Source organism: Burkholderia sp. 9120, from assembly GCF_000745015.1.
Classification (GTDB): Bacteria; Pseudomonadota; Gammaproteobacteria; order Burkholderiales; family Burkholderiaceae; genus Paraburkholderia.
Window position 1 is genome coordinate 3,720,252 of the sequence record NZ_JQNA01000002.1, and the last position, 23,295, is coordinate 3,743,546.

Annotated in this window: 19 protein-coding genes; 6 read left to right on the forward strand and 13 right to left on the reverse strand. The window is 65.2% G+C overall.

Going from position 1 to position 23,295, the window contains the following annotated elements:
* Window positions 1–8: 8 nt before the first annotated feature.
* The 5 genes from bcsB to bcsD all read right to left on the reverse strand — a co-directional run bounded on the left by bcsB (window position 9) and on the right by bcsD (window position 7,215).
* On the reverse strand, window positions 9–2,594 hold the full coding sequence (bcsB, locus tag FA94_RS24895; protein WP_035556217.1) for a cellulose biosynthesis cyclic di-GMP-binding regulatory protein BcsB: 2,586 nt from the start codon (window positions 2,592–2,594) through the stop codon (window positions 9–11).
* 3 nt (window positions 2,595–2,597) lie between these two features.
* Window positions 2,598–4,802 carry a UDP-forming cellulose synthase catalytic subunit gene (gene bcsA / locus FA94_RS24900; protein WP_035556219.1) on the reverse strand — a complete coding sequence of 735 codons (2,205 nt, stop codon included), beginning with the start codon at window positions 4,800–4,802 and terminating at the stop codon, window positions 2,598–2,600.
* Window positions 4,799–5,587 (reverse strand): cellulose biosynthesis protein BcsQ, encoded by a 789-nt coding sequence (gene bcsQ / locus FA94_RS24905; RefSeq protein WP_035556221.1) that lies wholly within the window; start codon window positions 5,585–5,587, stop codon window positions 4,799–4,801. The genes bcsA and bcsQ overlap by 4 nt, the downstream gene beginning before the upstream one ends.
* Window positions 5,584–6,516, reverse strand: coding sequence for a cellulose biosynthesis protein BcsP (bcsP, locus tag FA94_RS24910; RefSeq protein ID WP_035556224.1), 933 nt, complete (start codon window positions 6,514–6,516; stop codon window positions 5,584–5,586). The genes bcsQ and bcsP overlap by 4 nt, the downstream gene beginning before the upstream one ends.
* 243 nt (window positions 6,517–6,759) lie before the next feature.
* The gene (bcsD, locus tag FA94_RS24915) at window positions 6,760–7,215 is read right to left on the reverse strand and encodes a cellulose biosynthesis protein BcsD (RefSeq protein WP_035556225.1); all 456 of its coding nucleotides are present in this window, start codon (window positions 7,213–7,215) and stop codon (window positions 6,760–6,762) included.
* A 586-nt stretch (window positions 7,216–7,801) separates the two neighbouring features.
* Between bcsD and FA94_RS24920 the strand changes: the two genes are divergently transcribed.
* Both FA94_RS24920 and FA94_RS24925 read left to right on the forward strand, forming a co-directional pair.
* Complete coding sequence (locus FA94_RS24920) at window positions 7,802–8,965, forward strand: GGDEF domain-containing protein (RefSeq protein WP_035562963.1); 1,164 nt, start codon at window positions 7,802–7,804, stop codon at window positions 8,963–8,965.
* Between the two features lie 178 nt (window positions 8,966–9,143).
* Window positions 9,144–11,471: a bifunctional diguanylate cyclase/phosphodiesterase gene (locus FA94_RS24925; RefSeq protein WP_035556227.1), complete on the forward strand. Its 2,328-nt coding sequence runs from the start codon at window positions 9,144–9,146 to the stop codon at window positions 11,469–11,471.
* Window positions 11,472–11,520: 49 nt separating this feature from the next.
* Here FA94_RS24925 and hpaI read toward each other — a convergent pair whose 3' ends face one another.
* Genes hpaI through FA94_RS24960 form a run of 7 tightly spaced genes read right to left on the reverse strand, consistent with a single transcriptional unit; the run spans window position 11,521 to window position 17,526 of the window.
* Window positions 11,521–12,330 carry a 4-hydroxy-2-oxoheptanedioate aldolase gene (hpaI, locus tag FA94_RS24930; RefSeq protein WP_035556229.1) on the reverse strand — a complete coding sequence of 270 codons (810 nt, stop codon included), beginning with the start codon at window positions 12,328–12,330 and terminating at the stop codon, window positions 11,521–11,523.
* 8 nt (window positions 12,331–12,338) lie between these two features.
* Window positions 12,339–13,142 carry a 2-oxo-hept-4-ene-1,7-dioate hydratase gene (hpaH, locus tag FA94_RS24935; RefSeq protein WP_035556232.1) on the reverse strand — a complete coding sequence of 268 codons (804 nt, stop codon included), beginning with the start codon at window positions 13,140–13,142 and terminating at the stop codon, window positions 12,339–12,341.
* A gap of 37 nt (window positions 13,143–13,179) precedes the next feature.
* On the reverse strand, window positions 13,180–13,578 hold the full coding sequence (locus FA94_RS24940; RefSeq protein WP_035556234.1) for a 5-carboxymethyl-2-hydroxymuconate Delta-isomerase: 399 nt from the start codon (window positions 13,576–13,578) through the stop codon (window positions 13,180–13,182).
* Between the two features lie 30 nt (window positions 13,579–13,608).
* Entirely contained in the window at window positions 13,609–14,472 is an 864-nt protein-coding gene (gene hpaD / locus FA94_RS24945) for a 3,4-dihydroxyphenylacetate 2,3-dioxygenase (RefSeq protein WP_035556236.1), read from the reverse strand.
* Window positions 14,473–14,482: 10 nt separating this feature from the next.
* Window positions 14,483–15,940: a 5-carboxymethyl-2-hydroxymuconate semialdehyde dehydrogenase gene (gene hpaE, locus FA94_RS24950; RefSeq protein WP_035556237.1), complete on the reverse strand. Its 1,458-nt coding sequence runs from the start codon at window positions 15,938–15,940 to the stop codon at window positions 14,483–14,485.
* Between the two features lie 45 nt (window positions 15,941–15,985).
* Window positions 15,986–16,744, reverse strand: a complete 759-nt coding sequence (locus FA94_RS24955; RefSeq protein WP_035556240.1) for a fumarylacetoacetate hydrolase family protein — start codon at window positions 16,742–16,744, stop codon at window positions 15,986–15,988.
* A complete protein-coding gene (locus FA94_RS24960) occupies window positions 16,741–17,526 on the reverse strand; it encodes a fumarylacetoacetate hydrolase family protein (protein WP_035556242.1) in 786 nt (261 codons plus the stop codon). The genes FA94_RS24955 and FA94_RS24960 overlap by 4 nt, the downstream gene beginning before the upstream one ends.
* Window positions 17,527–17,705: 179 nt before the next feature.
* Between FA94_RS24960 and hpaR the strand changes: the two genes are divergently transcribed.
* Window positions 17,706–18,113, forward strand: a complete 408-nt coding sequence (gene hpaR / locus FA94_RS24965; RefSeq protein ID WP_035556244.1) for a homoprotocatechuate degradation operon regulator HpaR — start codon at window positions 17,706–17,708, stop codon at window positions 18,111–18,113.
* Window positions 18,114–18,122: 9 nt separating this feature from the next.
* On the opposite strand, the gene FA94_RS24970 is transcribed toward hpaR, so the two are convergent.
* On the reverse strand, window positions 18,123–19,259 hold the full coding sequence (locus FA94_RS24970) for a response regulator transcription factor (RefSeq protein ID WP_035556246.1): 1,137 nt from the start codon (window positions 19,257–19,259) through the stop codon (window positions 18,123–18,125).
* 467 nt (window positions 19,260–19,726) lie between these two features.
* Here FA94_RS24970 and FA94_RS24975 point away from each other — a divergent pair, with 467 nt between their 5' ends.
* From FA94_RS24975 to FA94_RS24985, 3 genes are all read left to right on the forward strand, one after another.
* Complete coding sequence (locus tag FA94_RS24975; RefSeq protein WP_051980723.1) at window positions 19,727–20,734, forward strand: porin; 1,008 nt, start codon at window positions 19,727–19,729, stop codon at window positions 20,732–20,734.
* A 115-nt stretch (window positions 20,735–20,849) separates the two neighbouring features.
* On the forward strand, window positions 20,850–22,100 hold the full coding sequence (locus FA94_RS24980; protein ID WP_035556249.1) for an MFS transporter: 1,251 nt from the start codon (window positions 20,850–20,852) through the stop codon (window positions 22,098–22,100).
* A 56-nt stretch (window positions 22,101–22,156) separates the two neighbouring features.
* Window positions 22,157–23,284: a histone deacetylase-like amidohydrolase gene (locus FA94_RS24985; protein WP_035556251.1), complete on the forward strand. Its 1,128-nt coding sequence runs from the start codon at window positions 22,157–22,159 to the stop codon at window positions 23,282–23,284.
* Window positions 23,285–23,295 lie beyond the last annotated feature (11 nt).

Below are 23,295 nucleotides of genomic sequence, written 5' to 3' on the forward strand. Positions count from 1 at the left end.
AACAGTCCTCAGTCCTTCAGGCGGCGCGCGGCGACCGAGCGCAGCGTCCGGTAGAACAGGCCCGCGATGATCAGCGCGGCGAGCACGCCGCCCAGCATCAACAGCAGCGGATGCGACGACAGCGCCCAGCGCAGATACTCCTGCGGCGACAGATGGCCGATGTAATACGCTTCGCCGTTCGACGTGATGGTCACGTTGCGGCCGTGAATCACGGCCATCGCGCCTTGAATTTCCGGCAGCACGTCGGCATCGAGCAGCGCGGTTGACAGATCCGCGTCCGACTGGCCGGCCGCGCTCACCAGCGCGACCGCGCTGCGGTTCTTCTGCAACGGCGACTCGAAACCGGTCAGCAGCGCGTCGCCGTTCGAGCTCACCAGCGTCAGGTCGGCGCGCGCCGGCGTGCGTTCGACACCGCGCTCGCCGTGCCACCAGTCCTCGAGTTTGAAGACGATGTCGGAGAGCTGGAAGGTGCGCGAATCGCCGTCGCTGGAGAACGGCATCGACTTGGCCCAGCGTTGCAGCAGCGGCTGCTTGCCCGGCGCGCCGAAAATCAGCAGGTCTTTATTGGCGTACTTGTCGACGTCGTCCGCGGTGCCGACGCTCACGCCGTTCACCGGATAACCGGTCGACGCGCCCATGCGGCCCATGGTCAGCAAAAACAGGCTGTAGTCGCTCGAATCGGCGTCGTTCGGCAGGATCGCGGCGGTCTCGGAGAGGTCCGCCATGCGCGTGAACGGGAAGCCGCTATTGGCGAACGCGGCCAGATCGGGCAGTGCCATGTAATGCGGGAACGACGACAGATCGATCGTCGAATTCGGATCGATTGCGCCGACCACGTTGTCGAGCAGACGGCCGTGGCATTCGCCGGTATCGGGAATGTCGTAGTAGAAGTGCAGGCGCACCTGCGCGCGCGGCGTCAGCAGCAGCGGCGGAATGTAGACGGTGCGGCGCGCCTCGGCGGTCCTGTCCGGCAACACGCGCGCGAAGTAATGGCTCAGATCGAACACGGAGGCGGACTCCGCCGGAATCGGCAGGGCCTGCACGAAGCCGTTGTTCACGCTCACGTTCAACGACGACCGGTCGACGTGCGGGCGCACCGTGTAGCGGTAGCGCAGATCGATCGGCGCGCCCTTGGTGTGCCACATGAACAGATCGGGCGGCACGCGCAGATTCACGCGCACCGCGTCGGCGTCGTAGCCTGACACGGTCAGATCGCGCGCGTCGGCGAGTTCGCCGAAGCGCACCGGACGATGGGTCGGCAACCAGTTCGGCGCGTCGTACGGCGCGCGCGGCCCGAGTTCGTTCAACTGCGTGATGGTTGCGCTCGCACCCGTCAGCGTGTTCTGGCCGATGCCGAGCGCCTTGGCGGCGGTCTTCAGTTCGGCTTCGGTGCGCCCGAGCACGAGCAGCAGCTTGCCGCGCGCCGGCGCTTCGCGATCCACCACCGCGATGGTCGGACCGGAGATCGCCGGAATCTCGATGCCGGCCGGGCGCTGGTCGGAAGTGGCGAACACCACGGCGTTGCCCGACAACGGCGCGTTGTCCAGTTGCGCCGGAAACACCGCGCCGCGATAACCGGCCAGCGCGCCGAACCACGAGGCGACGATGCCGCCCGCTTCGAGCGTTGCGGCGCCCGGCTTTTGCGGGAACACGAACGGCAGTTCGAGCCGACGCACGTCGCGGCGGTCGAAGAACGGCTGCGGCAGCGCCGCCAGATCCGGCTTGCTGGCGAGCGAAGCGTAGGTCAGATCGAGCGAACTCGCATTGCTGACGGTGGCCCACAGCGACGAGTTCGCCGGGTCCTCGCAACTCGTCGTGTAATGGCCGATCAACTGCACGTTCAGGTGATTGAACTCGGTGATGAAGCGCGGATCGATCGACACGTCGCGCGCCACCAGCATGCCGGACTGTTCGTGCGGCACGGGCAGGGTCGCGGCGACTTCGCCGTTCACCAGCACTTTCAGTTGCGAGAGATTCGGCAGCAGCGCGGGCGAGTAGCTATAGACCAGGTGCAGCACCGCGCCGGTCACCACTTCGTCGCCACGTACCGAGAACGCGACGCCGTTCTGACCGTCAGTGCCGCGCAGTTGCAGCGGATCGAGCGCGCCGAGATCGGCGAAGGTCAGCGTCTGCCGGCGGCCGCCCGGCACCAGCGTGCCGGGTTCGGCAGTGGTCGGCGTCTTGATGCCCAACGCCTTCACCGACGACGCGGCGAGCGCGGGCGTCGGCGTTGCCAACGCGGCTTGCGTGAGCGTGTTCGGGTCGTACGGCACGGCGGGGCTCGGCGCGGGCACGCTGCCCACGCCGGTGGCGACGAGGGGAGTGGGTGTACCGGGTGTGCCTTGATTGCCCGCCGTCGCGCGCGTTTGAGTGGAACCCGCCTGGGTGGAGCCCGCTGCCGCCGCGACGGCTTCAGCCGCCTGCGCGACCGACACGAGCGGCGCCGCCAGGGCGGTCTGCAACGCGAGCCAGCAGGCGAGCCCGCGCATCAGCCGTTGCGAGCCGGGACCTGCGAAGCGGCGCGCTGCCGGTTCCATCCCACTGCGCTCGTCACGCGAGCGTTCCTTGTGTGCCTTCGCCATCCGGTTGCGCATAGATCAGTCTTTGGTTTTTAGCTTCTTGACGTCCACTGGACGGCTTTTCATCGAGCTGCGAAGGTCGGCGTAAAGATGTTCGAACAGACCCACGATGCCGCGCGCGCCGACCGTCAGCACATGCGACAGGCCGCGCAGCGGCGTGTCCTGCTGACGCCCTTCGGCCCAACCGGTCCATGCATCCGCACGGGCGAAGGTGGTTTTGACGAACTCGTATTCCTGCTCGCGCGTGAGCTGCGAGAAGCGCAGGCCGACACGGCCCGGCGCGGTGAAGCCGACCGTCGCGGGGAAGGCGTATTCCTCGTCGCCGCGAAACAGCGACACGGTCACGCGTTCGTGCATCGGCACCTGGATCGCCGCGGGCAGCGCGACACCCACGCCGCCTTCCGAGTAGTCGATGGTTTCGCAGGCGAGCGTGCGGCCGGTCGAGAACTTCAGCATCACGGGCATTTGCATCGCCACGCGGTGCACCGCGCGAATCTGCCGGCGCTCACTCGCGGCGGCCACGCTCGCGCCGAGAATCAGCATGTTGTAGGTGGTCCACGCGAGGTTCAGCACGGTGGTCTGCACCACGCTGCGCAGATGCCAGTTGAAATAGATATGGACGATGCCCACGCAGAAGCCGATCAGGTTCAGCAACAGCAGGAACAGATACGGCCGCGAGATCGCCCAGTCGAAGTAGTTCTTCTCGATCTGGCCGCCCTTGGCGGTCACGTTGAACTTGCCGAGCTTCGGGTTGATCAGCGCGAGCAGCGTCGGCGCGGTGATGTACGAGGCCAGCACCGACTCGTACACCTCGGCCCAGAACGAATGGCGGAACGAGCGCTGCATCCGCGAATTGGTGATGCTCGCGTGCATCATGTGCGGCAGCGCGTAGATCGCGATCGTGCTGGCGGCGGCTTCGATCACGTGCGCGCCGAAGAACAGATACGACAGCGGCGCGGTCAGGAACACCAGACGCGGAATGCCGTAGAAGAAGTGCATCATCGCGTTCAGATAGCACAGCCGCTGACCGATTTTCAGACCCTTGCCGGTGAGCGGATTGTCGATCCGGAAAATCTGCGTCATGCCGCGCGCCCAGCGAATCCGCTGGCCGATGTGGCCCGACAGCGATTCGGTGGCGAGCCCGGCCGCTTGCGGAATCGCCAGATACGCGGTGGTGTAGCCGAGGCGGTGCAATTTCAACGCGGTGTGCGCGTCTTCGGTGACGGTTTCGACCGCGATGCCGCCGATCTCCTCGACCATGGTCCGGCGCAGCAGCGCGCACGAACCGCAGAAGAAGGTCGCGTTCCACAGATCGTTGCCGTCCTGCACCAGACCGTAGAACAGCTCGCCTTCGTTCGGCACCTTGCGGAAGGTGCCGAGGTTGCGTTCGAACGGATCGGCGGAGAAGAAGTGGTGCGGCGTCTGCAGCATGGACAGCAGCTTGTCGCGCAGGAACCAGCCGAGGCCGATCTGCAAAAACGAGCGGGTCGGAATGTGATCGCAGTCGAAGATCGCGAGATATTCGCCGCTGGTGATCTTCAGCGCTTCGTTGATGTTGCCGGCTTTCGCGTGGCGGTTGTGCGTGCGGATCGTCCAGTTGACGCCGACGTCTTCGCAGAACGCCTTGAACTCGGGACGGCGGCCGTCGTCGAGCACGTGGATCGAAATTTTTTCGGCTGGGTAGTCGAGCGCGAGCGCGGCGTAGATGGTCGGCTTCACCACCGAGAGCGGCTCGTTATAGGTCGGAATGAAGATGTCGACGGTCGGCCACAGATCGCGCGAGGCGGGCAGCGGCATCGGCTTGCGCTTGAGCGGCCACGCGGTCTGGAAGTAGCCGAGCAGCAGCACGACGGTCGAATAGACTTCGGCGGACACCAGCAACAGACCCCAGGCGGCGTCGAGCGGATGTTCCCAGTAAGTGGTGGCGGTCAGCCGCCAGTACATATAGCGGCCCGACGTAACCACCGACAGCATGATCATCACCATCGTCGCGTAACGGCCGGGCAGGCGGCGGAACAGCAGCGCGGTCACGAAGCAGCAGGTCGCGAACGTGAGTTGCTCGTAGAACGCGAGCGGCACCGTGAACACGAAGTACAGCATGGTCAGCGCGAACAGCGTCACCAGCCCGGTGACGACGCGGCTGTTCCAGAAGCGCGCGTCGACGAAGCGTTCCAGCCACGATGGTTCGGCGGCCTCGATGTCCTGCGACTGTGCCGTGCTCATGCGACGTTCCTCGGCGAGACGGCGATCGCGTCGACCGCTGTAATCAGCCAGGCGCCGCACGCGCGGAAATCGGCGGCGGCCTGACTGAGTGGATCGTAATGAATCAGCGTGGTGTCGCAGGCGAGCGCCTCGCTCACGCCTTCGTCCAGATGGATCACGCCCGGGAAGAGTCGCGTGCCGAGCATCTGGCGCAACACCTTGAGCACGTCTTTGGTGAGCTGGCGCGACTGGTCGATCTGGTTGACCACGTAGCCCACGCCGCCGAACTCGGCGCGCGGCGTCGCATAGGTATCGATCAGCCGCTCCATCAGCGGAATCGCCGCGTACGAGGCAGCGTCGGCGAGCACCACGTTCAGCGCGAAGGTGGCCGTGCTGAGCGCGGCGCGGACATACGCGGACGAACCCGGCGGCGTGTCGATGATCACGACGTCCGACGGATCGAGCCGCAGGTTCTGCAACGCTTGCGCAAGCCAGTGCGGGTCCTGGTCGACGAGTGCCTCGAAGCGGCGGCGGTCGTCTTCGAGCACCGCGCCGTAGGGCAGCACGGTCACGCCGTCGAGACCGTCGAACAGCACCGATTGCCACGGGTCGCCCGTCAGCGTGGCGCGCGACAAACCGTCGATGCTGTCGAGCGGCACGCCGAAGTGCAGACGCAGCGCGTTCTGCGGATCGAGATCGATCGCGATCACGCGCCGGCCGCCGGCGGCCAGCACGCAAGCGAGATTGGCGGCGAGGGTGGTTTTGCCGACCCCGCCCTTGGCGGACACCACCGCGATGACTTTCATGAGCGACGAGGGCCGTTGACCAGCCACGAGTTGGAGGGGGCGGGCGCGGCGGCGCGGGTGGCGCTGACCGGAGCGGCGACGGTTTGAGCGGGCGTGCCGCGCAGACGGTCGAAGACCGAGTGCAGCGGCGCGGCGGCGGCCTGGGACGCGGCGGGTTGCGGCGGCGTCGCGGCGGGTTCGGGGGTGAAGAGTTTGCCGAGGATCGAAGGCGGCGCGGCGGGTGCGGCCGGTTGCGCCCAGGTTTGCGCGGCGGGTTGGATCGGCGGGATCGGTTGCATGGCCGGCGCGCGATATTGGACCTGGGCGAGCGGGGCGCTTGCGACGGCTGCAACTGGTGCAACGGGAGCAAAGGCCGCAGCAGGTACGACAAAGGGCGCCGCCGCCGCGACCGGTGCGACAGCGGGCGCGGCAACCGGCGCAGCCGACACAACCGGCACAGCCGAAGCCACCGGCGCAGCAGCCCGCGCCGCCGGCACGACCTCCGTCGCCACCGCGTCGACCCGCACAACAGCGGACGCCGCCGGCGTAACGGCATCGACCTTAGAAACCGCTTCCGCCGGATCGAGCTCGCCGAAGCGCGAAGCGCCGCGCGGTGCCGTGGAGGGCGCGGCAGCCACCGCCACCGGCGGAATATCCCGCCGATGCGAGCGGGTGAACAACGGCGCTTTCGCGCGCGTCACCGAGGCGGCATCTTTGGGTGTGGTGTCGAGCGGATCGACGGCGACCGGCGTTGCGGCCACCTGCGGGTGAGCCCGTGCCACGCGCTGTCCGATGGCGGGAATCGTCGGTTGACTCAGATCCAGCGTGACCAGTAAAGGCCAGCGCGTGCGCGCCGAGCGCGCCTCGTTTTCGCGGCCGATTTCCTGGTACGCATTGGCGTCGCCGCCGAAATGATCGAAAAGCTTCTCGATGTCGCTGGATGAACTCATAGTGCCACCGTCTTGTTCATGACTTGCGTAACCCCCACGCCGATACATGCCTGCCTGCTTCCGGCGCTGGAAAGCGGATCCTGCCACTGCACGCGCACCGGTCTGGCGCGTTGTTCCACTGCCTGATGCTGTTCATGCAAAAGCAACCGCCAAGTAGCCGCTAAGTAACGACTAAGCAACCGCTACCGCCACTGTCATTGCTATCTCTACTACGCCCACTCACGACCTGTTCGCAAGCCGCGTTCAACCCGGATGGCGCCCGAGCCGAAACTCGATCGCGGTGTCTTCACCGTAACCGCTCGTCTGCGCGACCGACAAGCCTTGCGCGCCCAACGCGCTCAACCAGGTCTGATAGACGCCTTCGAGAAACGCCGGGGTCCACGTCAACGCCGTGCCGCCGAATGCGAGCAGCGGCGAGCAGTAGTGGACGATCCGCAACGACTCGGGTTCGTCCGCGAGTTCCACGTAGCCCCAATCCATGTCATGCCAGACCAGATTCAACGTGTGCGCGAGCTCGGCGGTCGAGCCGCAGGCTGGCAGCGGATGCGCGGCCGCGAAGCGGCTGCCGACGCGGTGCATCAGTTGACGCAGTTCATCGCGACCAATCTGCGCTTCGAACTCGGTCGCCAGTGCGCTCAGCATGCCGCGCCATTGTGGCGAGATCTGGCGTTCCAGCAGGTAATCGAGAATGGAGACCATGTTTTCCGGGAAGTGGCCGTGGCGCCTTTTTGTGAAGCAGGCAGGCGATGACGGCCAGTGCAAAAAAACGTGTTTCGGGAACCGCGTTTTGCGCGCGGCAGGTTGCTTTTACCGGCTTGTCTGGTTTGTCAAACTTTGTCAGACACAATTCGCAGGAGTCTACTTAAGACGTTAAGTTTTAGCCACTTTCCATTCGTCTTTTGATACGCGCAATCGATTGCGTCGGATGCAGCGCAACAACGTAATTTTTTCTGATTGCGTTGTGTTAGCGCTTGTACCTGGGCACACATCGTAAGATCGACCGCTCAACCCGGTCTAACGGCAATTCGCTCGGATGTTTTAGCTTTTCTTTTTCGTGTTAAATGCAACGCTACGCCATAAGAGCCGGGCATGGGCACACAATTGTCTACGCAGACATTCTTTCCGATTCTTTCCTGCTTATTGCCGTTCGTCGAGCCCCCAACTTTTGCCTGGGCCAGCTAAGCTTACGGACGCACAACGGTCGGCCGTGTCAGACAAGCGTGCGGACTGATTCAGGCAGCATGCGCATCGCGCCGTTGCATTGCCGTTCGACCCATTCATTGCGATGCTCAATCCACTCAGTATTCTGCTAGTCACCGTTTTGTCGAGCGCCATGGCGATGGCCGTGCTCGGCTCGTTGCGGCGCGCGGCCATTCCCGGCGTCGGCTGCTGGATCGCCGCGAACGCGCTCGCGCTCGTCGCGTTGCTGGCCTTCGCGTTGCAAGGTCACGCGCCGCGCTGGCTGACTTTCGTGGCGTCGAACATGTTGCTGGCCGTCTCGCCGTTGCTGGTGGTGGCGGGCTGCCGGCGCTTTCTCGCGCGCCCCGCGCGACCCTGGGCGGCCTACGCCGGTCTGGCGGTTCTGTTCGCCGGGCTGTGTTACTGGACCTTCGTCGTGCCGGACTTCAACGCGCGCGTCACGCTGGTCTCGGTGTTTCACGCGATCCTTTATGCGGTGCTGGCCGTGACCTCGTTGCGCGGCCGGCCTTTGAACCGGCCGTGCTACAGCTATTACTTCCTCACGGTCGCGGCCGCACTGCTATGTGCTGGGCATACTTTGCGCGGCGTGATGTACGGCTTCGGTCTGCTGGTTCAGACCGACCTGATGCAGGTCACACCGTCCAACATCATTTTTCTCGCGATCGGGGTGCTGGCGCCGCCCTGTCTGTCGATCGGCGTGGTGATGCTCGCGCACGACCGGCTGGCCGAGCGGCTCGAACGTCTGGCGAACATCGACGATCTGACCGGCGTGCTGGCGCGCCGCGCGTTCCTGAAGCTCGGCGACGCCCTGCTCGACGCGTCGCGGCAAAGCGGTTTGCCGCTGGCGCTGGCGATCATCGACATCGATTCGTTCAAGGCCGTCAACGACCGCCACGGTCACGCGGCCGGCGACCAGGTGCTGAGCCATTTCGCGACGTTCGTCACCGCTCATCTGCGGGACGGCGATGTGCTCGGCCGACTCGGCGGCGAAGAGTTCGGCGTACTCTGTCCGGCGACCGGCGCCGCCGAAGCGGTGAACCTGCTGGACCGGCTGCGCGCCAGGCTGGCCGCGGCCACGTCGGCCGAGTTGCCGCCCGGCGGCTTGCGCTACACCTTTAGCGTCGGGGTGGACCAGCATCGGCAGGATGAATCGCTCGCGCAGTTGATGGTGCGCGCCGACAACGCGCTGTATGCCGCCAAAGCTGCCGGGCGCAATCGCGTGATGGCCGCCACGGCACAAGCCGCGTGAAGCGCGTGGGAAGAGGGGGGAGGTAGCTTTGATGCAGCCCAAAGCAACCCAAAGCGGCCTGAAGCAGCCGTAAGCGAACAGGCGTTCGTATCGATTTGCGTGGAAAGGTTAAATATTAGTCAGATGTTTGCCGATAACCATGGGCAGAGTGACCGGAACGAGCCTGATACCAATCAATATGCTTTCGAACTCCACGCAACATCTGTCCGATTCCGGTTTACGCGATCGCTTCCATCGACGATCGCTTGAACACCAGCGCCCACTCTCCACAGTGACCATGGCGTTCACGGTGGTCGCGTTCCTATGCTTCGTCGGGGCGCGCAACCTGGTCGGCGGTCCGGCCGCGCCGCTCGCCTACCGGCTCGCGTGCGCGCTCGTGCTCGCCCTGCTGGTGCTGGCGATTCCGCGCGCCCGAACCATCTGGCTATTCGGCGCGATCGGCATCGTCTATCTGCAGGTGCTGGTGGCCGGCATGGCGTTGAACGTCGCCGGTGTCGAAGCGCCGCTGCTGTGGGTGCTGCCGGCCCTCGCGGTGATCCCCATCTGCGCCGCGCCGCTGTGGCTCACGCCCACGCATTTCTTCACCGGCACCGTGCTGTTCTATGCGGCGGCCCTCGCGCTGCTGTCCGGCGAGCCGCGCCCGCATGACGTCAACGTGGTCGTGTGGATGTGGATCGCGGCGATCGGCATGCCGACGTCGGCGGTCTTTCACTTCGGGTTCTACCGATTCCGGCGCAATCACTTTCTCCTTGAGAGCCAACTGGCGCAACTCGCGGCGACCGATCCGCTGACCGGCCTGCAAAACCGTCGCGCGTTCGTCAAGCAGGCCGAGCGCCGGCTCGACGCCGGCGCGCCCGACGAGCGCATCAGCGCGATCTTTCTGGACATCGACAGTTTCAAATCGCTGAACGACCGCTTCGGCCATGCGGTCGGCGACCACGCGCTGTATCAGGTCGCTCAGGTGCTGATGGAGGAGACCTCGGCGGAAGACAGCGTGAGCCGGATCGGCGGCGAGGAGTTCGCGGTGCTGCGGCGCGACGGGCTGGCCGGCGCGTTGCATCTGGCCGAGCGGCTGCGCGGCGCGATCGCCGCGATCGAGCGGCCGGACGGTCATCTGACCGCGAGCTTCGGCGTGGCCGAACACCGGCGCGGCGAAAGCATCATGGTGCTGCTCGATCGCGCCGACGAGGCCTTGCTGCGCGCCAAGCACTCCGGCCGCAACCGCGTGTGCGCCGAACGCGCGCTGCCGCTCGAAGCGCTGCAACTGCTCGGCGACGATTTCTTCACGGACGGGGAGGTACGCCGGCATCGTTGGGAAGAGTATTACCTGACCTCGCACTTCCAGCCGCTCTACAGCCTGTCGCATCAGAAGCAGGTCGGCTTCGAGGCTTTGCTGCGCGGCGAACAGGACGACGGCACGCTCGTGCCGCCCGTGGTGCTGTTCGCGCCGAGGCCGTCCAGCGACGAAGGCGCGCTCGACCGCGCGAGTCATGCAGTCCACCTGGGCAATGCGCGCAAGTCGCTGCCCGCCGATGCGTGGCTGTTCCTCAATATTTTGCCGGCCACCTTCATCGCCGAGGGTTACGCGGATCAACTCGCGAAGATCGTGCGGGCGGTCGGGCTCGATCCCGAGCGCGTGATCCTCGAAATTCTCGAATCGCATGGCGGCAGTGTGGACGACATGTCGCGCGCGGCGGCCTTGTATCGCGAGCACGGCTTCCTGATCGCCGTCGACGATTTCGGCGCCGGTCAGTCGAATCTCGACCGCTTGCTGCGTATTCGCCCGGACCTCGTCAAGCTCGACGGCGAACTGATTCGCGCGACCAGTCACGGGACCGAACAGCCGATCCTGCCGAAGCTCGTGTCGCTGCTGCACCAGGCGGGCATGCTGGTGGTGGTCGAAGGCGTGGAGACGACCGAGGAGCTGATTCTCGCGGTGGAGTCGAACGTGGACTTCGCGCAGGGCTATCTGCTCGGACGGCCGGCGGCGGAGATCGCGCCGCCGGAGTCGGTGCATCGGCGCATCGACGACGCGTTCGACGTGATCGCGCAAGGCCGCGCGCATCAGCATGCGTTGTTTGAGTCGGAGGTGGAGCCTTACCGGGTGGGTTTGCGCGCATCCGCGGACGCGTTGCTGGCGGGCGTCGTGATGGACGACGCGTTTGCCGCGCTGTCGCGCTTCGAGCGCTGCATCAGTTGCTTCATTCTCGACGACTCCGGCCGGCAGGTCGGGCCCGAAGTGCCGGGGCCGGCGCATAACAGCGAGGGCGCGTCGCTGCATCCGGTCGCGAATCCGCGCGATGCGCGCTGGGATCACCGGCCGTATTTCCGCAACGCGGTGCTGCTGCCGGGCGTGGCGGTGGCAAGCAATCCCTACCTCTCGCTGGCGAGCGGCCGGCCGTGTGTCGCGGTGACGTTGGCGGTGCAGTTCGCGGCCGGGCGCTCGGTGATCGGCGTGGAGCTGGACTGGTCGGCGCTGGGCTTGCCGTGGCCGGCGGGGGATTAGCGATTAGGCTGGGCGATAAGGCTGAGCGGCTACTAAATCGGCTACTGAATCAATACCCGCCTTTAACCGGCGCGGCCGCGCCCGCCGTGTTCTTATACGACGCCGCCAGATCCGCCGCCGCGCGACTCAGCAAGCCGGTGTCCGTGCCGACCGCCACGAACGTCGCGCCCGCCGCGAGATAGTCCGCCGCGAGCGCCGGGTCCGGCGCCAGCACACCCGCCGCCTTACCCGCCCGCCGCACGATGTCGATACCTTGACGGATCGCTTCGCGCACGCCCGGATCGCCGGGTTTGCCCAGCAAGCCCATCGACGCGCTCAAATCCGCCGGCCCGAAAAACACGCCGTCGACGCCGTCCACCGCCGCGATGGCCGGTAAATTCTCCATGCCTTGCACGGTTTCCACCTGCACCAGCACGCACAACTCGCTCGCCGCCGCGTTCAGATAATCGGGAATCCGGTTCCAGCGCGAGGCGCGCGCCAATGCGCTACCCACCCCCCGAATGCCTTGCGGCGGATAACGCGTGGCGGCGACCGCGTCGGCGGCTTGCGCGGCGGTATCGATCATGGGCAGCAGCAGGGTCTGCGCGCCGATGTCGAGCAACTGCTTGATCAGCGCGCTGTCGCTGCGTACCGGCCGCACCACCGGATGCGACGGGTAAGCGGCCACGGCCTGCAATTGCGCGAGCGTGCTGCGCACGTCGTTCGGTGCATGTTCGTTGTCGATCAGCAGCCAGTCGAAACCGGCCGTGGCCAGCAATTCGGTGACGTACCCATCGGCGAGCGCGGCCCACAGGCCGAATTGCGGTGTGCCTTCGCTCAGCGCGCGTTTGAAGGGGTTCTGCGGTAGGGATAAGGACATGAGCCGCCTCAGATGAAATTCAAACCGATGCCGCCCAGCGGACCGTAGTCGACATGGAACGTGTCGCCCGCGCGCGCCGGGATCGGGCTCGTGAAGGAGCCGCTCAGGATCACGTCGTTGGCGTTCAGCGATTCGTCGTAAGGGGCGATCTTGTTCGCGAGCCAGGCCACGCCGGTTGCCGGATGGTTGAGCACCGCGGCGGCCAGGCCGCTTTCCTCGACTGCGCCGTTCTTGTAGAGCAGCGCGCCGACCCAGCGCAGATCGACGTCCAGCGGTCGCACCGGTCGACCGCCGAGCACGATGCCCGCATTGGCCGCGAAGTCCGAGATCGTGTCGTAGACCTTGCGCGGCGCTTTGGTATCGCGGTCAAACTGTTCGATGCGCGCGTCGATGATCTCCACTGCGGGGGTCACGTAGGCGGTGGCGTCGAGCACGTCGAACAGCGTCACGCCGGGGCCTTTCAGCGGCTTGCTCAGCACGAACGCCAGTTCCACTTCCACGCGCGGCGAGATGAAGCGATCCGCGCGAATGTCCTGGCCGGCTTCGATAAACATGCTGTCGAGCAACGGCGCGTAGTCGGGTTCGTCGATCTGCGACGAACGCTGCATGGCGCGCGACGTCAGGCCGATCTTGCGACCCTTGATCACGTGGCCCGCGGCGAGTTTGAGCTTGACCCACTCGCGTTGAATCGCGTAGCCGTCCTGGACGGTCATGGTCGGAAACCGGGCGGAGAAATGGCGCAGTTGCGTGCGGGTTTTCTCGGCGTGGTCGAGTTCTGCCGCGAGGTCGCGGATAGTTTGTTCGTCTAGCATGATGGGTTCTCGATGAGCCGCGCTTTTTCCGGTTGGATCAGGCCTTGAGCCGTGCGTGCAGATTGTTGTGCTTCCATGTGCCGGCTTCGCTGAACTCGTTGATCTCCAGCGACAACGCGAGGCCGTGCTGCTCGAATTCCGTGGCGAAGTGCTGTTTGATCAACGCGAACAGGGCCTCGCCGGTGGCCTTTCTGGCGGCCTCCGAGCGGCCCGCGCCGATCTTCAGATTCGCGTGCAGGAACGCGGCGTCGGGGCGGCCGTCGGCAATGCAGTACTGCTCGCAGCGCAACGCGCGCACGCGGATGCCGCCGAGCGGATAGACCCGTTGTTCGTTTTCGCGCTGGGCGTCGAGGCACTGCGCGAGTGCGTTGCACAATTGCCCGATACTGTCGGCGTTCGCGAGATTGGCGCTGTATTCGAGTGTGAGATGCGGCACGTTAGGCTCCTAACTCTGATTCAGGCGAATTCAAACGGGCAGCGGTGTGACCGGAAAGATCGCATTGATCTGGCCGGTGCCCGAACTGCCGAAATACGGCGTGACGACTTCAACCTTGCCGTCGTAGCGATCCCAACCGAGTGCGCCGAGTAGCATCGCGGTGTCGTGCATGCCGCCTTCGCCCCAGCATTTCTCGTTGTAGAGCGGCAGCATGTCGCAGAAGGTTTTCCAGTCGCCGGCTTCCCACATCTCGACCACTTTGCGGTCCATCTGTTCGAGGAACGGGTTCCACACCTTGTGCATGAACTGCTCGGCGGTGCCGTTATCGGCGAAGTGGTGGCTGAGCGACCCGCTCGCCAGAATCGCGACGGTGCCGTCGTAGCGCTCTTCGATCGCCTTGCGCACCGCGAGGCCGAAGCGGGCGCTGGTGGCGAGGTCGTGCCACATGCACCAGCCCGCCACCGAGACGGTCTTGAAGTGCTGATCGGCGTTCATATAGCGCATCGGCACCAGCGTGCCGTACTCGAGTTCGAGCGTGGTCTGGCTATGCGCGCGGCTTTTCACGCCCATTTCGTTCGCGACTTCCGCGATCAGGTCGCCGAGCCCGACATTGCCGGGGTACGCGTACGGCATGTTCTTGATGAAATGCGGCAGTTCGTTGCTGGTGTACACGCCTTCGAACTTCGGCGCGCAATTGATGTGGTATTCGCTGTTCACCAGCCAATGCACGTCGAACACCACGATCGTATCCACGCCGAGTTCGCGGCAGCGGCGGCCGATTTCATGATGACCGTCGATCGCCGGTTGACGGCAGCCTTTATGCGGGCCGTCGAGTTCGGACAGATATAACGACGGGACGTGCGTGACTTTTGCTGCTAATGCCAGTTTGCCCATGACAGTCTCCTTAGACGCCCCAGCGCGGAATGTGATGCGAGCCCAGCGACACGCAGACGTTCTTCGGTTCGAGGAACACTTCATAGCTCCACGTGCCGCCTTCGCGACCCACGCCCGAGGCTTTCGTGCCGCCGAACGGCTGACGCAGATCGCGCACGTTCTGACTATTGACGAAGCACATGCCGGCCTCGACCGCCGCGGCGACGCGCAGCGCGCGACCCGTGCTCTCGGTCCAGATGTAGCTCGACAGGCCGTACGAGATGTCGTTGGCGAGTTTGATCGCCTCGGCTTCGTCGTCGAACGGAATCAGGCAGGCCACCGGGCCGAAGATTTCTTCCTGCGCGATGCGCATGCGATTGTCGACGTCGACAAACACCGTCGGTTTCACGAAGTTGCCTTTGCGCATGGCGTCCGGCAAATCCGGCGCGTCGAGTCCGCCGCACGCGAGCGTTGCGCCTTCTTTCGGGCCCAGTTCGATATAGCTGCGCACTTTCGCCAGATGCCCCTGGCTGATCATCGGTCCGACGATCGTGCTGTCGGCGAGCGGATCGCCCACCGTCAGACGCCTGGCACGCTCCACGAAGCGCTCGGCAAAACGCGCGTAAATCGAGCGCTGCACGAGAATGCGCGAACCGGCGGTGCAGCGTTCGCCGTTGTTCGAGAAGATCATGAACACGGCGGCGTCGAGCGCGCGTTCGAAATCGGCGTCGTCGAAAATCACGAATGGCGACTTGCCGCCCAGTTCCATCGAAAACTTCTTCAGGCCGGCGCTCTGCACGATGCGGTTGCCGGTTGCGGTCGATCCCGTGAACGACACGGCATGCACGTCGGGATGCGCGACCAGCGGTTCGCCGGTGTCTTTGCCGAAACCGTGCACGACGTTCAGCACGCCCGCCGGAATGCCGGCTTCGAGCGCGAGCTGGCCGAGCATCGACGCGGTGAGCGGCGACAACTCGCTCATCTTCAGCACGGCCGTGTTGCCGAAGGCGAGGCAGGGCGCGACCTTCCACGTGGCGGTCATGAACGGCACGTTCCACGGCGAGATCAGCGCGCACACACCGACCGGATGGAACAGCGTGTAGTTCAGATGCGTCTCGGTCGGATACGTATGGCCGTCGACGCGCGTGCACATCTCGGCGAAGTAGTTGAAGTTGTCGGCGGCGCGCGGCACGAGTTGCTTGCGCGTTTGCGAGATCGTCTGACCGGTGTCCTTCGTTTCGGTCTCGGAGATTTCCGGCACGTTCTTCACGATCAGCTCGCCGAGCTTGCGGATCAGTTTCGCGCGTTCGGCGGCGGGCTTGGCGGCCCATGCGGGAAACGCGTCTTTGGCCGCGCGCACGGCGGCGTCCACTTCCTGCGCGCCGCCGCGGGCCACTTCGGCGAGCACGTCTTGCGTGGCCGGATTGACCGTTTCGAAGTAATCCTGCGCGGCGCTGGTTTTGCCGTTGATCAGATGGTCGATTCGCATTGCCTTGTCCTTTCTCTATTCACTGTCGATCAGGCGATCAGCCGATCAGGCGCGGCCGAAGTCCGCGTCGGAGACGATCGTATTGACGAGACGGCCCAGGCCGTCGATTTCGCAGATCACTTCGTCGCCGGCATTCACGTTGACGATACCTTCCGGCGTGCCGGTCAGGATCACGTCGCCGGGCGCGAGTGTCATGAAGCCGCTCAGGTATTCGATCAGCGCGGGAATGTCGGTGACGAGATCGCGCGTGTTGCCGTGCTGCTGGCGCGTGCCGTTCACGAACGTGCGCAACTCCAGTTGCGTGACGTCGGCGATATCCGCGGCGTCGACGAACCAGGGGCCCAGCACCGTGCCGCCGTCGCGATTCTTCACGCGCAGGTTGGGGCGGTAGTAGTTTTCGAGGTAGTCGCGGATCGCGTAGTCGTTGGCGATCATGTAGCCGGCCACGTGCTGCATGGCGTTGCCGCGCGTCACGTTCTGCGCGGTGCGGCCGATCACCACCGCCAGCTCGCACTCGTAGTGCATGAAGGCGACGCCGGCCGGGCGACGCGTGACGCCGCGATGGCCGATCACCGTGCCCGGTCCCTTGAGGAACACGAGCGGTTCTTCCTGCTTGCTGAACTGCAATTCTTTGGCATGCTCGGCGTAGTTCAAGCCGAGCGCGAAGATCGTGCCGACGTCGATCGGTGCGAGCCAGACCACTTCCTCTTCGCGACACACGCGGCCATCGGCAAGGCGCACGCCTCGTGCATCCGGATAGGCTTCATGAATCGCGCCTGCATACGCTACACGGCCGCGCATCATGACGGTTCTCCAACTTGTTCTGCTGCGCTGGCGGATGCGGCGACAAACGAAATGGTCAGCGGCGGGAAGCCGCCGATAGACAGCGTGGCGGTGTCGCCGACATGCGCGACCGGCGAACCGTGCGGCACGCCGAGCGTGATGACGTCGCCCGCGTTGAGGGTCATGAAATCGGTGACGTCGGCGAGCAATTGCGCCACGTTACGCACCGACGAAGCCGTGTTCGCCGTGAACGGTTCAGCGCCGTTGAGCGACACCGCGATGTCGAGCCGATCCGGCGCGGCAACATGATGCGCTGCAACGACTGCCGGTCCGATCACGCAAAAACCGTCGCGCGCCCGGAACCGTACCGAGGGGCGGTACACGCTCGCATGCGGCACGCTGAGGTCGCCCACCAGCGTGTAACCGGCGACGTAGTCCAGCGCGCTAGCCGCATCGACCCGTGTTGCAGTGCGGCCAAACACGATACCGAGCGACGCACCCACTTCCACGCCCAACGCGTTGTCCGGCACGACGACTCGGGCGCGATGCCCGGCGAACGTATTGCGCGGCTTCAGATACAGCACCGGCGCTTGCGGCGGCGCCTTGTACGGCGCGGCGTGCATCGCGTCGCCGAGCGCCGCGAGCGCGGCGCGGTCGTTCAGCAAGGTTCCATAAACCGCGCCGCTTACCGGCGCGCGGCATGCGATGCCACGGCCCAGCCGGGCGGCCGCAGTGGCGGCGTCCACATCGCGAGGCAGCGCGTCGCCTTCGGGATGCAGCAGATGATCGGCAAGTGCAAACATAGTCTGGCTATCTCTCAGCAAAAACACTAACATGTTAGTAGTGTCGCGCTTGATATGATCCATGGTCAATAGCCATGTCGGCTGATCGCGGGTTTTCCCTTAAGCTTCGACGGCTGCTTTTAATTCTTCTTCGAAACATGTCCGCTGCCTCCACCCGAGTTTTGCACCGCAACCTGCCCATGCTGTTGTTGCGCGCCCGAGAAAAAATGATGGAGCGTTTCCGTCCATTGATTACCGCGCATGGATTGACCGAGCAGCAATGGCGCGTGATCCGCGCGCTCAACGAACACGGCCCGATGGAGCCGCGTCACATCTCCGACATCTGTACGATTTCAAGCCCAAGCATGGCCGGCGTGCTCGCGCGGATGGAGAGCATGGAACTGGTGATCAAGGAGCGTTTCGCGGAAGACCAGCGCCGCGTGCTGGTGTCGCTGACCGATACCAGCGTGGAACTGGTGCGGGTGATTTCAAAAGATCTCGAAGCGCATTACCGCGAGCTGGAGCGCCGGGTCGGACCGGAGATCGTCGAACGGGTTTATCGCGCGGTGGACGATCTGCTGGCCGGTCTCGAAGAAGAGGACGAGTAACTCGGAGGCCTAGTTGCCCGCGTCGGCGCTCGTAGCATGGCCGGCGTTGTCCCGCAGGCCGAGCAGCCAGGGAATCTGACTCTTGTCGTGCATGCCGAGCTTCTTGTACGCGCAACGCAGATAGTGGCGCACGGTAGCGGGTGAAATCGCCATGCGCTGCGCGACTTCCTTGTGCGAGAGACCGTCGCCATAGAGTTTGATCGCGCTGAGTTCGCGCGGACTCAACCGGTCGAGCGGCGAACGCTGGCGCGCTTCGAGCTGAAACAGGCCGACCACCGGCGAGCAACTCACGGTGACCGTTTCGCCCACATAAGGCTGCCCTGTGTCCGCATGCAGATGCGCGATCAGCGGCGCCGGCAGATGCTGGTTCTGATAAACCGGCCACTCGCTGCGCAGAATCGTTTCGAACGCTTTATCCGCCTGGTGCACTGCACCGAAACCATCGCAGATCGCGCGAGCCGGTGTGGCGACGCTTTCACCACGCTCGCGCGTCAACTGGAATGAACGGCTGATCGTGAGTGCCGCGGTCAGATGCGGGATCACGTCTTCGAGCGTTTGCGCGTCGGTGGGGGAGAACGGTTTGTCGAGCGCGCGGCGGTAGACCGACAGAAATGTCGTGAGGCCGAAGCGATGATCGAGCGCCGACACCACCATCAGTTGCGCGAGCCCGTATTTGATCGCCCAGTTGCGAAACCGCGGGTCGATGCCCTGCGCGACGATCGATACCTCCAGCGCGCGCCCATAGCGATTCATCGAACCGATCGCGAGCGGATCGCAGTCGCGCACACGCTGCCAGTCGGTGAAGAATTCGCCCGGCAGGCCATACACGAAACTGTTGTGCATCACGGGACCGTTCGCCGTGTGCGTCGTCACGCCGGTCCAGCCGGCGTCGAACGGCAAGTGCCGCGATAGCAGGCGGAAGAAGCCGTGCTCGAATTCGCCGATACCAGTGCGGTTGGCGAGTGCGTACAGGTCGAGTAGAAACAGACTCAGGCCGCGCGCGGCGGTGCCGTTGCCGGCGAGCGGGCCTTCGAAGTCGGCGCTGCGCGGGTCGAGCGGCGCGCCCGCGTAATCGTCGAGTGGAATCGCGGCGGGCATTTCGCCCCACTGATCGATAAACCGCTTGGTGTCTGCGATGCCTGTCACGCTGGCTCCTTCGGCTGTCGATAACGCGCGTTCCACGAGTGTTTCGCGAATGTCCCGCTGGTGCCCCGCTTGTGTCCCGCTTGTGTCCAGCGGATGCGGCGTGCCGGTCGATTATACGTGGCGCTTTTTTTGAAAAGCGCGGTGCCGGAAAGCACGTTTTGCCCCCCTCATTTGAACGGCCCCCTACCGTGAATTGCGCGCCGCAGCACGTCTAGCGTCGGTTCAACGCGTGTTGCTCGAACGCGCGCAGCGGGCCGCATCGACCCATCGCCAAGCCTCGTGCGGGTTTTCCATACCGTTCATCTGGACGTCTATTCAGCGCAATTGCCGCTACCGACACTGCCGTTGCACTCGATACGGGATGCAGGCCGCCGCGGCGGACCTACGACAACAACATCGGACGGTTTGGAGCCTCTCAATGAAACGAATCATGGCAGCGCGGCGGTCGACGAACGTGGGCAGCGGCATTGAGCGCGGCGGCTTGCGTCGGCAGTGGCGCCGCGCATGCGCAGTCTACGGTGACGTTGTACGGGTTGATCGACGCGGGCGTTCAGTACCGCACCAACGCGGACGGCCAGCACAGCGCGGTGAATCTGCAGAACTACGGCGTGCTGCCGTCGCAGGTCGGCCTGACCGGCACGGAAGATCTGGGCGGCGGATTGCAGGCGCTGTTCCGCCTGGAGCAGGGCATCAATGTCAACGACGGCACCGCCACCGTGCCGGGCTATGCGTTCTTTCGCGGCGCTTACGTGGGCTTGAGCGGCAAGTTCGGCACCGTCACGCTCGGGCGGCAGTTCAGTGTGCTGTTCGACCGCACGGTGTTCTACGACCCGTTGCTGTACGCCGCGTACAGCGGTCAGGGCGTGATGGTGCCGCTGTCGGCGAACTTCATCGACAACTCGGTGAAGTTCAAATCCGCCGACTACGGCGGCTTCAGCGCCGAAGCGCTGGCGGCGACCGGCGGCGTGGCCGGCAACTCGCGCTCGGGCCGCGTGCTGGAAATCGGCGCGCAATACGCGGGCAACGGTTACGGGATCAGCGCAGCGCTGCATCGCGCGCAAGGCACCGTGTCCGGCGACGTCGACACCTCGGGATTGCAACAGACCATCGGCACGCTAGCCGCGCATTGGGACATCGCGACGCTGTCGCTCTACGGCGGCGCGGAACGCCAAACCGGTCCACTCGCGCCGTCGAAAACCGTCGCATGGGGCGGCGCGCGCTATCAGGCGACGCCGTTCGTCGGCTTCGCGGGCGGCATCTACAAGACCTGGTCGAGCACGCCGAGCGTCGGTCACCCGACGCTGTTCATCGCGAGCGGCACGTATGCGCTGTCCAGGCGCACGGTCGCTTACGTGAATCTGGGCTACTCGCGCAACAGTAGCCAAAGCTCGCAACCGGTCTATGAATACGACCCGACGCCGTTGAATGGCGCGTCGCAGTTCGGCGCGATGCTCGGCATGTATCACACGTTCTGAGTTGGCCCGGCGCCGGCGCCGGCGTGGCGCTTCAGCTTGCGGCAGTGCCGGTGATTTGCGTTTTCTGTCTTCACCGCGCTGTCGTTGCAACCGCAACCGTTACCTCTGAGCCCCAATGAAAACTCCTTCGACTTCTTTTGCTCCGTCTGTCGCCGCGCCGCGCGAATTCGCGACGTCCACGCTGCTATCGCTGGTCGTGTTCGCGGCGATCACGCCGTTGCTGCTGCTGGTCGCGCCGGCGGTCGCCGCGCAGCTCGGCGGGCAACTCGGTCTGAGCGCGTCGCAGATCGGCACGTACTTTTTCGTCGAACTCGGCGCGTTCAGTTGCGCGACCTTGCCTTCGCTGCTGTGGCTCGGACGCGTGGACGCGCGACGCGTCGCGGCCGTCGCCACGGCGGTGTTCTGTATCGGCAATGTCGCCACCGCCGTGCTGATGCCGGGTTTCGTCGCGCTGCTGGTGCTGCGCGCGTTGACCGCGCTCGGCGGCGGCACGCTGATGGTGCTGTGCATGACGAGCGCGGCGACGAGCGGTAATCGGGACCGCGTGTATGGGCTGTGGGTGGTCGGGCAGTTGGTGGCCGGTGCGCTTGGTCTGTTCCTGCTGCCGCATCTGTTCGACGCGTTCGGTTTGCGCGCGCTGTATGGGGTGCTGGCGGTGTTGGCGTTGCTTGCTTCGCCGTTGACGCGTGGGTTCGATGCGGCTTTGGGTGGGGCGAATCGTGCGGGTGGTGCGGGTGGTGCGAGTGGTGGAAGCGGTGCGGACGTCAAGCAATCGCAAAACGAAGGCTCCGGCGCACGCGGCACATGGCAACTGGCCACGCTGGTCATCGGCGGTGTGCTCGCTTTTTACGTGGCGATTGGCGGCGTCTGGACCTTCGCGAGCAAGGCCGCGTCGCTTGCCGGACTCGATGCGGGACACACCGGCGAACTGCTGGCGATCGCCAGCGTGATGGGGATTATCGGCGCGGCGTGCGCGTCGCTGATCGGCAACCGGCTCGCGCGCGCGGCGATGATGCTGACGGGTTACGCGATTCTCGTCGCGGCCTTGCTCGGCCTGTCGACCCACCCCGGCGCGACCGGCTACGCCGCCGCGATCTTCGCGTTCAAGTTCGCGTGGACCTTCGTGCTGCCGTTCATTCTCGCGGCCGCCGCGAAAACCGATACGTCGGGCCGCTTGATCGCCACCTTGAACTTCGTGATCGGCGCGGGTCTCGCGGTCGGTCCGCTGATTGCAGGCGTGCTGCTCGACGCCGGCGCAGGACTTTCCAGCCTGTTTCTGGGCGCGGCGGCGATCAGCACGCTGTCGTTCGTGTGCCTGCTGCGAGTGGAGCGCAGCGGGCGCGAAGTAACGGCCGCGCAGCGTTGAAAGCGCGCGTGGCCGGTCGATCTGAATCCACAAGTGAACTACAGGTAACGGACATCATGAGCAAGACAGCTTTTTTCACGGACGAACGCACTTTCTGGCACACGGGCGGCACGCATGCGCTGTTCTTCCCGGTCGGCGGCTGGGTACAGCCGCCGTCGAGCAGCGGCTACGCGGAGTCGCCCGACTCGAAGCGCCGCCTGCTCGCGTTGATCCAGACCTCGGGGCTCGCCAATACGCTCGCCATGCAGGGCGCGCCGCTCGCGACCCAGGACGATCTGCTGCGGGTTCATCCGCGTGACTATCTGAGCCGTTTCAAGGCGCTCAGCGACACGACCGGCGGCGATCTCGGCGACCTCGCGCCGTTCGGCAAGGGCAGTTACGAAATCGCGGCGCTGTCGGCGGGTCTCGCCATTGGCGCGCTCGACGCCGTGCTCGCGCGGCGTGCGAGCAATGCGTTCTCGTTGTCGCGGCCGCCCGGTCACCATTGTCTGCGTGACAAGCCGATGGGCTTCTGCCTGTTCGCCAACATTCCGGTCGCGATCGAAGCGGCGCGCGCCAAGCATCGCGTGGAACGGGTCGCCGTGATCGACTGGGACGTGCACCACGGCAACGGCACGCAGTCGATCTACTACGACGATCCGAACACGCTGACCGTGTCGCTGCATCAGGACCGCTGCTTTCCGCCGGGCTATAGCGGTGCGGACGAACGCGGCGCGGGCGCTGGCATCGGCGCCAATCTGAACGTGCCGTTGCTACCGGGCGGCGGCCACGACGCGTACCTGTATGCATTCGAGCGGATCGTGCTGCCCGCGCTGGACGCGTTCAAGCCCGATCTGATCGTGGTGGCGAGCGGGCTCGACGCCAGCGCGGTCGATCCGCTCGCGCGCATGCTGCTGCACAGCGAAAGCTATCGCACGATGACGCAGTTGATGCGCGACGCCGCCGAGCGGCATTGCGACGGCCGGCTCGTGATCGTCCACGAGGGCGGCTATTCGGAAGCGTATGTGCCGTTCTGCGGCCACGCGATCGTGGAAACGCTGGCGGACGTGCGTACTCAGGTGAGCGACCCGATGCTCGAACTGGCCATCGCGCAGCAGCCCAACGCGCGTTTTCAGGCGTTTCAGCGTGGGTTGATCGATGAACTTGCCGACGAGTTCGGGTTTTCACGCCTGATGAGTGTGTGAGCGTGTGAGCT